Genomic DNA, 11,715 nt, shown 5'->3' with positions numbered 1-11,715 from the left:
GGGGGCGGGTGGTCGCCATCGTGCGTCGCGGCGGCGGCCCGGGCGGCGCAGGCAGGACCCGGACACGGCGGCGCTGCGGGGCGCGCCCCGCGCACTCGGAGGCCGGAAGCGCCCCTGGGGGCGTGCGCCGCGGCGCGGGTTGTCGCGCGAGCTCCCCGGCCCGGATGATGGGGGCGTCCTCGCAACTGCCGATCCCAGGAGCGTGTTTCGTGGCAGCGGACCCCCGTCCCGAGGCCGATCTGTGGCTGCTGTACAGCCCGCTGCTGCGCGACACCCCGGCGACGGTGCGCCTGACCGCCGCGCTGACCGAGGCCTTCGGGCGGCGCTTCGCGGCCGTGCCGACCACCGGCCTGCTGCTGGGCGTGAGCGACGGCGAGCTGACCCTGCACGACCTGACGGGCCGCCGGATCGAGCCGCCCCGGGTGGCGCTGGTGCGGCTGGCGATGACCTCGCTGAGCATCGACCACGAAGGCACCCTGCTGCGCCAACTCGCCCTGATGAAGACAGAGTTGGTCAACCCGGCGGAGGCGACGCTGACCTGCGTCAACAAGTTCTGGCAGCTCCAGCGGCTGGCCGGGGCGGGCATCCCCGTCCCCGACACCCGCACCCACACCGACGCCCACCCCGGCCCGGCGGTGGCGGCGGGGGTCGCCGAGCCGTGCGTGGTGAAGTCGGTGCGCGGCAGCGGCGGCCGCCGGGTGTTCCTGGCCCCGGACGCGGCGACGGTGGCCGCCCTTCAGGGCAGCCTGCGCACCGACGTGCCGTTCCTGTTCCAGCGCTACGTGGCGCATTCGCACGGGCGCGACCTGCGGGTGATCGTGGTGGACGGGCGGGCGGTCGCCGCCGGGGTGCGCAGCTCGCCGGACGGCGCGCTGCAGTCGAACATGGCGCTCGGCGGCAGCATCGAGCCCTGCCCGGGCCGCCACCCGGAGGCGGAGCGGCTCGCCGTGCGGGCCGCCGAGCGGATCGGCCTGGTGCTGTGCGGCGTCGATCTGCTCTTCGAGCCGGACGGCGGCTTCACGGTCTGCGAGGTGAACGCCAACGTCTCCTGGGGCGACCGGATGCCGGAGGTGACCCCCGCCGTGGTCGAGGCATTGCGCAAGAGGCTGACGTAGCGTCAGATTCGGTACGCGGCAACGTACTTGGCCGCGTCGGCGCGCAGCGGTCCGTCCCACTGGGCGAGGGTCTGCTCGGCGAAGGTCTGCCCGGTGGCGAGGATCTCGTCGAGCGGGTCGAGGAGGTCGGGGACGTGCGGCGGTTCGAGTCCGGCGGCGACCCGGGCGTCGAGGCCGGCCCGGGCGAGGCGGAGCAGTTCGGCGGCCAGCGGGCGGACGGGGGTGTCGCCGAGGCGGGTGTCGAGGCCGCGGACGGGGAGTTCGGCGCGGGCGGCGCGGTGTTCGGCGGCGGTGTGCCGTCGGGTCAACTCCCAGGCGGCGTCGCAGGATCGGCGGTGGTAGCTGAGGCCGGTCCAGAGCGCGGGGAGGGCGCCGAGGTGGGGGTGGGGCGGCCCGTCCGCGCCGCGCAGTTCGAGGGTGCGGCGGACCCGGGTGTCGGTCCACAGCTGGGAGAGGTGGGACGTCCAGTGCCGGGGGGCGTGGCCGTCGAAGCCGTTGCGCAGCAGTTCGGCGAAGCTGCCGTCGGGGGCGCGGTGGTAGCGGCCGTCCTCGGTGCGGTAGTGGATGAGCGGGATGCCCAGGGCCCAGTCGGCGATGTCCTCGGCGCGGACGTCGGGCCGCAGGCCGGGCGGCAGCAGTCCGGCGCGGCGCGGGTCCATCCGGAGCCAGGCCCAGGAGCGGTGCGAGAGGAGTCCGCAGGGGCGGCCTTCGTGCAGCGGGGAGTTGACGAGCAGGGCGGAGACGACGGGGGCGACGGCGGTCTGCATGCGCAGCTTGCGGGTGAGGTCGGCGGGGTCGAGGTGGTCGAGGGTGGCCTGGGTGGACAGCGACAGGCCCATGATGTGGGGGGCGCGGGCGCCGTCGGGGCCGAGGTCGGCGAAGTACTGGCGCATCAGGGCGCCCCGGGACATCGGCACCCATTCGACGTCGGCGAGCCGGCCGAAGGGCAGGTTGCCGCCGGGGACGAGGGCGAGGCCGAAGCCGGCGGCCAGGTCGGCGAGCCGGGCGAGGGCGGCGCGGACTTCGTCCATGGTCTTGCCGACGCCGGGCCCGGGGGTGGAGGAGTACTCGATCTGGCCGCCGTGTTCGAGGGTGACGGTGCTGCCGTCGGACAGCCGGACGCCGCTCAGGCAGTCGCCGTCCCACTCGGGTTCGCCGCCCCAGTGTTCGAGTACCGCCTCCAGGACGGCGCGGACGCCGCGCGGGCCCGAGTAGCGGGCGCCGATGCCGGTGGCGGGGTCGAGCAGGCCGCACTCGACCTCGACGCCGACCTGTTCGCGGCCGCCGGGGGCGGGGGTGAGCGGGGCGAGCAGGTCGGCCCGGTCCATCACGGCGCGCTCACCGGGGCGGCGGAGGCCCGGTGCTCCCGGGCGTGTTCGAGCAGGGCGCCGACCACGCCGAGCGCGGACTGCGCGGCGCCCTGGCACCAGGCGTGCGCGCCGGAGAGGTGCTCGCCGGCGAAGAAGATCCGCGGCCGGTCGGCGGGGTGGGGCGCGCCGAGCACCGACAGGTAGCGGGTGTGCTCGCCGGGGGTGAGGTGGGCGAACGCGCCGCCGCCCATGCCGGTCTGGACGTCCCAGTTGCAGTGCACGATGTCGTCGACGTCGCCGGTGATGCCGGGGTGCAGCTGCTCCAGGCACTCCAGGACGAGGGCTTCCCGGTCGGCCTGGTCGAGGGCGGCGAAGCGGCGGGCGTTGGCGCCCCACAGGTAGGCGCCGAGCAGCGCGGCGGGTTCGGCGGAGCGCAGCGGGTCGCGGGCGCCCCAGCGCGGGGTGCCGGAGCCGTTGACGCCGCCGTCGGTGCGCACCGCGTTGTCGGACGGGTACCAGCACTGCTGGATCGGCAGGTCGGTGAAGCTGCCGCCGCCGTGGATGCCGTCCTCGATCTCCCAGCGGCGGCGGGTGACGTGCAGCACGGTCTTGGCGCTGGAGGCGTAGCTGATGCCGCGCACGGCGTGGCGCTGGGCGTGCGGCAGGCCGGGGGTGACGGTGATCTGGTCGAGCGCGGGGGCGGGGATGCAGCAGACCACGAAGTCGGCGCGCTCGTCGAGCCGTCCGCCGATGCGGCGGCCGCGGACCCGGACGCCGTCGGGGCGCAGCGCGAGTTCGTCGATCCGGGTGGACAGCCGGACGGTGCCGGGGCGCAGGGCGCGGACGAAGGCGTGCACCAGGGCGTCCATGCCGTCGGCGAGTTCGACCTGGCCGCGGTGGAACAGGCCGAAGTAGTCGACCAGGACTTCCAGCAGCGAGGACTGCTCGTAGTGGGCGAGGCCGCTGGCGTGGCCGAACAGGTCCCAGGCGTCCTGCGAGAGGTGCTCGTGGACGAACTGCCACAGCGACAGCGAGGCGGCGCGTTCGAGGGCCGGGTCGTCCCAGTGGCCGTCCAGGGCCTGGCGCTGCTGTTCGACGGTGAGGGCCTGCCAGACGGGGGCGAGGATCCGGTCGAGGAGCGCGGACGGGGCGAAGCGCTCCTCGGGGCGCAGCGCGAAGGCGGGGAACAGCGAGGCGACCTCGTGCACCCGGACCCGGTTGCCGCGCAGGTGGTAGTAGGCCTGCGGGTTGGCGTTGACGAAGGGGCGGGTGGCCAGTCCGAAGCGCTGGACGTAGTGCAGGACGCAGTGGTGGTTGGCGGGGATGCGCATCGCGCCGAGGTCGGTGTGGGTGCCGTCCCAGAACCGGTGGGTGCGGATCCGGCCGCCGGGGCGGTTGCCGCGTTCGTACACCGTCACGTCGAAGCCGCGCCGCTGGAGCTCGTAGGCGCACACCAGGCCGGCGATGCCGGAGCCGATCACGGCCACCCGGCCGCCGGGCCCGGCGGAGGGCGTCAGCAGGGCGCGGGGGAACGCAAAGCTGGTGTCGAACATCGGGACCCCTTCGGTGCGCGAACCGCGCGGCGACCCCTCCCGCAACCGTCCGTGACCGGACCGCACCGCGCCTCTGGGACACCGTCCCACCGGCCCGGCGCCTTCGCATCCCGATGGCTCCGAAACGGCCGGCCCCCCGCCGGCCGTCCTCCTTCGCCCGGGTGTCAGGCGGAGGGCGCTGCTTGCTGCCTGCGCTGGAGCCACAGCCCGGCGAGGCAGACGGCCGCGGTGAGGGCCAGGGCCAGCAGGGCGTCGACGCGCGATTCGGCGAGGACGATCATCACGGCGTACAGGCCGAGCAGGACGATCAGGGTCGCCCAGGTGAGCCAGGGGAACAGCCAGACGGCGGTGCCCTCGGCGGGTCGGCGGCCGTCGGCGCGGTCCTGGCGGCCGAGCACCAGGTGGGAGGCGGCGATGCCGATCCAGGTGACGTAGACGGTGTCGCCGGTGATGCTGACCAGCCGCAGGAAGGCGTCCGTCGGGTGGAGCACCTGGAGCACCAGGCACAGGGCGGCCAGCGCGGAGGTGAACAGGATCGCCGTGTGCGGGGCGCCGCGCCGGGAGACGCGGGCGAACAGCGCGGGCGCGTCCTTGTCGCGGGCCAGCGCGAACAGCATCCGGGAGCTGGCGTAGACCTGCGAGTGGAGGCGTACCGCACCGCCGACGCCGGACTGCACCTGCACATCGCCGAACTCTCCGGCTCCCGGCGGCTGTTGGAGGCCGAGCAGGGCATCCAGCACGAACTGACCCGGCTGCTGGCCGGGCATCCCGGCGGCTCCGAGGCCCGCAGCACCCCCGACCAGCGCCACCGCGCCCTGGCCGCCGCGATCGAGGCCCGCGACCCGGCCCTGGCCCGCGCGCAGTTCACCGTCCACGCGGAGGCCACCGCCGACCTGTGCCTGCCGTTCGTCCAGGAGCCGACCGCCCCCTGACACCGCCCGGTCAAGGCCGTCCGGGTCACGGGTCCGTACCGGTGGCCGGTGGCGGCGCCGGCGGGGTGCGGGCGGGCGGTGCGGCGGGGTTCGGGCAGGTCGGGGGCCCTGGGCGGGGGGTGCCCGCGGGGCCGGGTGTGTCACAGCACTGTGCCGGGGACGGTCGGGGCGGAACGGTCGGGGCGGGCGGGCGGTCCCGGTGGGTGGAGATACGCTCCCGCCCCCGTCCGGAGGAGAAACACCGTGCGCGTCCGCAAGTCCGCCTTCGCCGTCCTGGCCGTCGCCGCCGCCCTCTCGCTCACCGCCTGCCAGGAGGGGGAGACCAGCACCGCGCAGGGCGCCCCGGCCGCGACCACCGGCGCCTCGGCCCCGGCCGCGTCCACCGGCGCCTCGGCCCCGGCCGCGTCCACCGGCGCCTCGGCCGCTCCGGTCAAGGGCGGCACGCCGTCCGCCACCGCCTCGACCGGGGCCGGCGCCGCCTCCGGGAAGACCGCCAAGTGCCGGACGGCGGACCTGACCATCACGGCCGCGGACCGGACGATCGGCGGCGACGGCGCGAACACCGTCGTGGTCGAGCTGAAGAACCACAGCGGCAAGGACTGCACGCTGGCCGGCTACGCGGGCGTCGACCTGAAGACCTCGGCGGGCACGCTGTCCGCGCAGCGCTCCGGCGAGCCGGTGGTGACGGGCACGGTGGCGGCCGGCAGGTCGACCTGGTTCGGCATCAGCTACCCGGCCAACGACTCGGGCGGCTCCGGCGTCCGCATCACCGGCCTGGTGGTGACCCCGCCGGACGAGACCCAGCCGGTCACCCTCCCGTGGCCGGGCGCCGCCTCGCTGCCCGTCACGGAGGGCGGCGGCTCCCCGGTGAAGATCGGCCCGGTGGGCAGCGCGGGCCAGGGCTGAGCGGCCCGGGGCCGGGGTGCGGTGTTTTTTGACGTGGTTCGGCCAGACATTCGGGACGATTCGTGACCGACCGTACTGGACGGTTGCCCAGGGTCTATTCGCGTAGACGTCTTATGCCCCACCATAGGTCCGCTCCAGGAACCATCACGCCGCGCCCGGCCCCGGGCCCGGCGTCCATGGCCTGCCCGGAAGGGCCGGGCGGCCACGACAGGTGGAGGCTCCCCCTTGTTCTCCCTGCACTCCGCACGGCGGCTGCGCACGGTGGTGACCGGTCTGACGCTGACCGGTCTGGCCGTGACCACCGCTCAGGGCTTCGCGTCCGCGGCGCCCGTCCCCGCTGCCCAGCACGGCAGCGCGCACGTCTCGGCCGTGGACTCCATCGAGGACGGCGCCGCGCGCTCCCTCGCTCTCTCGTTCGGTGACAAGGCCTGGCAGCGCCAGGTCTCCGGGGCGCTGGCCCAGGGCAAGGCGGTCGGGCTGCGCGGGCTGACCGCCGGGTCGACGACCTCGGGCGCGCACGGGCTCGGCGCGAGCGTCGCCACGGCGGACCGGAAGGTCGCGGACGCCAAGGGCCTCGGCACGGACGTCGGTCCGCTGCTGCAGGTCCGGCTGGTGGGCGCGGCCGTCGACGGCGTCGAGCCGCTGGTGGCGTCCTCGCCGTCGGACGACGACGCCACCGTGGTGGTCGCCTACGACAGCGCCGGCAAGGCGTACCGGCTGGCCGCCGACCACGCCCCCGACCGCCCGGTGATCCTGGTGGACGTGGACACCGACAAGGCCACCGAGGCCGGCATGAAGGTGGTGCAGCAGGAGCTCGCCGCCGCCGGCCTGCAGGCCCCGACCACCGCCCCGGTGAACAGCGCGGCGGCGGCCACCGGCTTCTGGACCAGCCGGGTCACCGCCGTCTCGGTCGGCGACGTCAAGGAGCCGTGGTTCAAGGGCGACGCCGAGATCTTCGACCTGGTCACCGGCTTCGGCCTGGACGGCAAGGTGCGGGTCGACACCGTGACCATGCCGTACCTGGACGACGAGAACAAGACGTACTACCCGAACCAGATCCTGGTGAACTGGTCGCTGTACAAGTACAACCTGGCCGACGTCGTGATGATGGAGGACGACGGCAACACCAACTACTCCTCGCTGGCCAAGGCGCTGGCGGCGGTGCTGCTGACCATCACCGACCAGGGCGCGTACATCCCGCTGGTGAACGCGATCATCGACGCGATGCCGGCCTCCTGGTGGACCGACGACCCGGACTACGTCGACTCCTGGTACACCCTGGCCACCACCACGACCGGCACCCGCACGGGTGCTTCGGGCAACGGCAAGATGACGTTCGACCGGTACTGGGTGTCCGCACTCTGACGGGCCGGCGGGAATGAGCCGGGCGCCGGCGGGAGTTACCCCTCCCGCCGGCGCTCCGGCGCGATCGGGCACCCCGGTCGGGGGCGGAGCGGGCGGAGATAGTGTGATCCGACGCCGGCTCCCGACGGGCCGGCCCGATCCGAGGGGAAAGAACGTGCCCGCCGAGCGCTCCGCCGAGCCGCTGTCCGCCGCCGACCGTGCGGAGAGCTGGCGCGAGTCGGTGTCCACCGCCTTCGTGCCGATGGCGGTGGAGTTCCTGGAGGACGAGCCGTCGGCGGGGACGATCCTGGACCACCGGCTCGGGCCGGTGCGGATCCTGCGGGTGCAGGCCGGGCCGCAGATGGTGACCCGCAGCAGGCGGCTGATCGCCCGGCAGGAAGCCGACTCGCTGATCCTGACGCTGCAGCAGCGCGGCACCGCGATCAAGGAGCAGGACGGCCGGGAGTCGCTGATCCGCCCCGGGGAGTTCTCCATCACCGACGCCTCGCGGACGTTCCGCAAGCGCATCGGCGAGGAGTTCACCTTCACCTCCTTCTCCTTCCCGCGCGCCGAACTGGACGTCGAGGAACGGGACTTGCGGGAGCTGACCGCCACCGCGTTCGGGCCCGGCGAGGGCAGCGCGGCGCTGGTGGCGACGTACCTGGCGGGGATGGCCCGGGAGGCGCCGGGGCTGGACGAGGCGGTCGGGCGGCGGGCCGCGGCGACCGCGCTCGACCTGCTGGCGCTGCTGATCGACGACCGCTGCGGGCGGGCGCGGCCGCAGCCCGCGCACAGCGCCGCCTCGCTGGAGCGGATCAAGGACCACATCCTGCGCAACCTGCGCGACCCGGGCCTGACGCCGTCCGCCATCGCGGCGGCGAACCACGTCTCGGTGCGGTTCCTGCACAAGCTGTTCCAGCAGGAGGGGACCACCGTCGGGGCGTGGATCCGCTCCCGACGCCTGGAGCGGTGCGGCCGGGACCTGCGGCGCCCGACCACCGAGCAGCTCGGGGTGGCCGGGGTCGCCCGGCGCTGGGGCTTCGTCAACTCCAGCCACTTCAGCCGGGCGTTCCGGGAGGCGTACGGGATGACGCCGCGCGAGTGGCAGCTGCTCGGCCGGGCCGCGGAGCGGTCGTAGCGGGTCAGCCGGTGAGGCTGTGCAGTTCGGCGTCCCAGTCGATCAGGGTGCTCTCGGTGCCCGGCGGGACGAGGGCGAAGGCGTCGCGGCGCAGCCAGCGGCGGATCTGCCGGGCCGGCAGGTCGAGCAGCACGCTGCCGTCCTCGCCCTGCAGCATGATCCGCAGCGAGGTGCGGCCGTGGCAGGAGCAGGGCGGCCAGATGCGGACGTCGCCGAGGCCGGCCGGCTGCTGGAGGCCGTCCCAGAGCAGGTCGCGGGAGAACTGCCAGACGCCCGCCTCGGCGGCCTGGCCGAGGAACTCCAGGGCGACGGCGTACGGATCGTCCTCGCAGTAGCGCAGGCGGACGGGGATGTCGACGAACTGCTGCTCGCCGAGCACGATGCGGGCGTCGAGTGCGAGGTCGGTGCTGGTGGCCTCCGGCTGCGGGTCGGACAGCGGCTGGGGGGCGGGCATGCGGTTCTCCTGGATCGGTGTGGAACGGGCCCGGCGCGCGGGGCGGGGCCGGTCGGCGGTGGAGTGCCGGGCTGCGGCGTGGGGCGCCGACGGTGGTGCGGTGCTCTCGCCCCGGCCCTGGGAGCTGCCGGCGGTCAGGGGGGAGGCGGAACCTCCCAGCAGGCTATGCGACGGTGCACGGGGAGGATGTTCCCGCGCTGCACGGCGACGTGACGATCCGTGCACCGTTCGCGGGGGCCCTCGCGCGTGCGAGCGGCCGGAGGACCTCCGGAAGGGGGGTGTCGAACCGGGGCAACTCACCTGCGGAGCAAGGGAGTTGGAGCGTCGGGAGAAGCCTCGCGAGAGCCCGGCGCGGGGCCGGTTTTCGCGGTCTGTCGAACGTTTGGCCATGGCGTTTCGCCTCTTGTATGAATGCGGCGGGAGGCTTGAACATGACGAGGTTGATCCAGCGTGCTCGTCCTGGCGGCGAGGCGCTCCAGGCCCTGGTGGACGGACTGGCCGAGGAACTGGGCCGGTCCGTCGTCCTGGACGACCCGCTGGTGCGGATGATCTGCACCAGCCGGCACTTCGGCGACGAGGACACCGTGCGCGTGCGCACACTGCTGCAGGGCATCGCGGACGACGAGCCCATCCGGTACGCGCTCGCGCAGGGCGTCGCCCGGTGGACCCGGCCGGGCATCCTGCCCGCCCGGGACGACCTGGGGATGCGCCCGCGCTACTGCGTGCCCGTCCGGGAGCGCGGCCACCTGCTGGGCATCCTGATGGTCCTGGTCACCGACCGGGAGCTGACGCCCGAGCAGCTCGCGGCCATCGACCGGGCCGCCCGCGCGCTGGCCGTCGAGATGTACGCGCAGCGCCTCGCCGCGGACCTCGACGAGGAGGACGGCCGCCGGCTGGTGGCCCAACTGGTCGGCTCCGACTCGACGCTGCGCTGCTCGGCGCACCGGCGGCTGGTCGACGACGGCCTGCTCCCGGAGGGCCCGCACGCGGTGGTGACCAGGGTCGCCGTCGCCGGGCACCGGGACGAGCCCGGCCGGGCGGAGGTGGCGCTGCGCGCCGCCCTCGACCCGTTCCGGCAGACCAGGGCCGCCCTGGGGCTGCTCCGCGTCGAGCAGGAACGGGCGGTGCTGGTGCAGGTCTTCGAACGCGAGCCGGCCGAGGAGGAGCTGGAGCTCCAGTGCCGCAGCGTGGCCCGCTCGCTGCGGACCTTCCTCGACCCGGACACCGTCACGCTGATCGGCGTGGGCGGCCGCCGCCCCCGGCTGTCCGAGGCGTGGATCTCCCACGACCAGGCCGGGGTGGCGCTGCGCGCGGCCCGCCGGCTGCCCCGGCTGGAGGGCATCGCGGACTGGGAGGGGCTCGGCGAGTACGCCGTCCTGCTGCAACTGCCCGACAGCGCGCTGAACAGCTCGCTGCTGCCGAAGCCGCTGCGCCGGCTGCTGGACGGCGGGGCGAACGGCAAGCTGGAGGAGACGCTGCGCTGCTTCCTGGAGAACGCCGGCTCGGTGCCCCGGACGGCGGAGATCCTGGAGGTCCACCGCACCTCGCTGTACTACCGGCTGCGGCAGATCCAGGAGATCACCGGCCTCGACCTCGACGACGGCGCGCACCGCCTGGTGCTGCACACCGGCCTGCGGGTGCTGGACCTGCTCCAGGAGGCGGACCGGGGCTGAGCCCGCCGCCTTTCCTACAGAGCGAGGACGCGGCGCTGCTACAGACGGAGAAAGCTCCGCCGGGCAATCCCTACGCCGGTCGGTGGCCAACGGCTTGCGGGCCCGGCGAGAATCGACCTCGCGAGCTGCCGCTCGTCCCCCCGGCCCCAGCACGCCGGACCCGGACATCCCCGTAACCGCAGTCGACCCCGAACGGACCGGACACAGCACCATGCACGAAGTGATCACGCAGGACGGAGCGGCCCCTGGGGGGCGGGCCGCCGCACCGGCCCTCCGCCGCCCGGAGAGACCCGACGGGCCCGGCGCCGTCGTGGCCGCGCCCCTCTCCTGAGCCCCCGCCGGCCGCCGCACCCCGCACCGGCCGTCGGCCCGGCGCTCCTGCCCAGCATTCGCACAACCTCAACCGGTCGGAGACTCCCGTGATCCAGTCGGGTCCCTCACCCATGCCCGAAAAGGACTGCTCGCCGCTCGACCAGTCCCTGTTCGACGGCGTCATCGACGTCCTCGCCCCGCCGCCCGGCAGCGTTCCCGACGACTGCCTGTACGTGGCCCTGCACGTGCGTGGCACGGCCTCGGTGCGCCGCGGCGCGACCAGCACCGTGCTCGCCCCCGGCGACCTGCTGATCGGCGCCACCCCGTACCCGGCGGGCCTGCTGAGCGACGCCGAGTGCCGGATGCTGCGCTTCCGCGTCCCCTGCTTCTACCTGGGCGTGCGGCGCGCCGACGTGCGGCGCACCGGCGCGCTGGCGGCCCGCGGCGACCAGGGCGTCGGCGCGCTCGCCTCGCAGTTCCTGCGCACCCTGGCGGGCCAGTCCCGGGCGCACCGGGCGCGGCCCGGCAACCACCTGGCGCGCAGCGTCTGCGACATCGTCGCCATCCTGGTCACCGAACTGCTGGAGCAGGAGGCCCCCGAACACCCCACCGGCGCGGGCGAGATGCTCGCCCGGCTGCGCGAGCACATCGAGGAGAACCTGACCGACCCGGACCTGTCGCCGGAGTCGATCGCCCGCTCGCAGCACATATCGGTGCGCTACCTGCACAAGCTGTTCCAGCAGGACGGCACCACCGTCGGCCAGTGGGTGCGGCAGCGGCGCCTGGACGCCTGCCGGCGCGAACTGGAACGCCCCGCGCGCCGGCAGAGCAGCGTCTCCGCGATCGCGCACCGCTGGGGCTTCGTCAGCCACTCGCACTTCAGCCGCGCCTTCCGCGAGACCTACGGCGTCTCCCCCCGGCAGTGGCAGGCCTACGCCGCCGCCCGGGCCGACGGCCGCCACCCCGCCTGATCCCCTC

At 74.8% G+C, this 11,715-nt stretch carries 11 protein-coding genes; 7 read left to right on the top strand and 4 right to left on the bottom strand.

Translation table 11 applies throughout. The features are described from left to right. Nucleotides 1–209 precede the first annotated feature (209 nt). The gene (locus tag ACWEMJ_RS14165) at nucleotides 210–1,115 is read left to right on the top strand and encodes a RimK family alpha-L-glutamate ligase (RefSeq protein WP_452137294.1); all 906 of its coding nucleotides are present in this window, start codon (nucleotides 210–212) and stop codon (nucleotides 1,113–1,115) included. A gap of 2 nt (nucleotides 1,116–1,117) precedes the next feature. Here the strand turns inward: ACWEMJ_RS14165 and ACWEMJ_RS14160 are convergent, their stop codons facing one another. The 3 genes from ACWEMJ_RS14160 to ACWEMJ_RS14150 all read right to left on the bottom strand — a co-directional run bounded on the left by ACWEMJ_RS14160 (nucleotide 1,118) and on the right by ACWEMJ_RS14150 (nucleotide 4,655). After that, the gene (locus ACWEMJ_RS14160) at nucleotides 1,118–2,443 is read right to left on the bottom strand and encodes a glutamate-cysteine ligase family protein (RefSeq protein ID WP_452137293.1); all 1,326 of its coding nucleotides are present in this window, start codon (nucleotides 2,441–2,443) and stop codon (nucleotides 1,118–1,120) included. Next, a complete protein-coding gene (locus tag ACWEMJ_RS14155; RefSeq protein WP_452137292.1) occupies nucleotides 2,443–3,978 on the bottom strand; it encodes a flavin monoamine oxidase family protein in 1,536 nt (511 codons plus the stop codon). Before ACWEMJ_RS14155 ends, ACWEMJ_RS14160 begins: the two co-directional genes overlap by 1 nt. 164 nt (nucleotides 3,979–4,142) lie before the next feature. Next, entirely contained in the window at nucleotides 4,143–4,655 is a 513-nt protein-coding gene (locus ACWEMJ_RS14150) for an amino acid permease (protein WP_452137336.1), read from the bottom strand. Here ACWEMJ_RS14150 and ACWEMJ_RS14145 point away from each other — a divergent pair. The 4 genes from ACWEMJ_RS14145 (at nucleotide 4,620) to ACWEMJ_RS14130 (ending at nucleotide 8,298) form a co-directional block, all read left to right on the top strand. Next, nucleotides 4,620–4,910, top strand: coding sequence for an FCD domain-containing protein (locus tag ACWEMJ_RS14145; protein ID WP_452137291.1), 291 nt, complete (start codon nucleotides 4,620–4,622; stop codon nucleotides 4,908–4,910). The two genes, ACWEMJ_RS14150 and ACWEMJ_RS14145, sit on opposite strands and share 36 nt — an antisense overlap. A 243-nt stretch (nucleotides 4,911–5,153) precedes the next feature. Further along, on the top strand, nucleotides 5,154–5,816 hold the full coding sequence (locus ACWEMJ_RS14140; RefSeq protein ID WP_452137290.1) for a DUF4232 domain-containing protein: 663 nt from the start codon (nucleotides 5,154–5,156) through the stop codon (nucleotides 5,814–5,816). Nucleotides 5,817–6,041: 225 nt separating this feature from the next. After that, entirely contained in the window at nucleotides 6,042–7,181 is a 1,140-nt protein-coding gene (locus tag ACWEMJ_RS14135; RefSeq protein WP_452137289.1) for a DUF3103 family protein, read from the top strand. Nucleotides 7,182–7,335: 154 nt separating this feature from the next. Then, on the top strand, nucleotides 7,336–8,298 hold the full coding sequence (locus ACWEMJ_RS14130) for an AraC-like ligand-binding domain-containing protein (protein ID WP_452137288.1): 963 nt from the start codon (nucleotides 7,336–7,338) through the stop codon (nucleotides 8,296–8,298). A gap of 4 nt (nucleotides 8,299–8,302) precedes the next feature. On the opposite strand, the gene ACWEMJ_RS14125 is transcribed toward ACWEMJ_RS14130, so the two are convergent. Continuing rightward, nucleotides 8,303–8,752 (bottom strand): SsgA family sporulation/cell division regulator, encoded by a 450-nt coding sequence (locus ACWEMJ_RS14125; RefSeq protein WP_452137287.1) that lies wholly within the window; start codon nucleotides 8,750–8,752, stop codon nucleotides 8,303–8,305. A gap of 431 nt (nucleotides 8,753–9,183) precedes the next feature. Between ACWEMJ_RS14125 and ACWEMJ_RS14120 the strand changes: the two genes are divergently transcribed. Together ACWEMJ_RS14120 and ACWEMJ_RS14115 are read left to right on the top strand one after the other, a co-directional pair. Continuing rightward, nucleotides 9,184–10,425, top strand: coding sequence for a PucR family transcriptional regulator (locus tag ACWEMJ_RS14120; protein WP_452137286.1), 1,242 nt, complete (start codon nucleotides 9,184–9,186; stop codon nucleotides 10,423–10,425). A gap of 443 nt (nucleotides 10,426–10,868) precedes the next feature. Further along, a complete protein-coding gene (locus tag ACWEMJ_RS14115; RefSeq protein ID WP_452137285.1) occupies nucleotides 10,869–11,708 on the top strand; it encodes a helix-turn-helix domain-containing protein in 840 nt (279 codons plus the stop codon). Nucleotides 11,709–11,715 lie beyond the last annotated feature (7 nt).

It is taken from the genome of Kitasatospora sp. NPDC004531, from assembly GCF_053602195.1.
The sequence above is the reverse complement of the archived record's forward strand: the minus strand, read 5'-3'. Positions and strand labels throughout refer to the sequence as shown.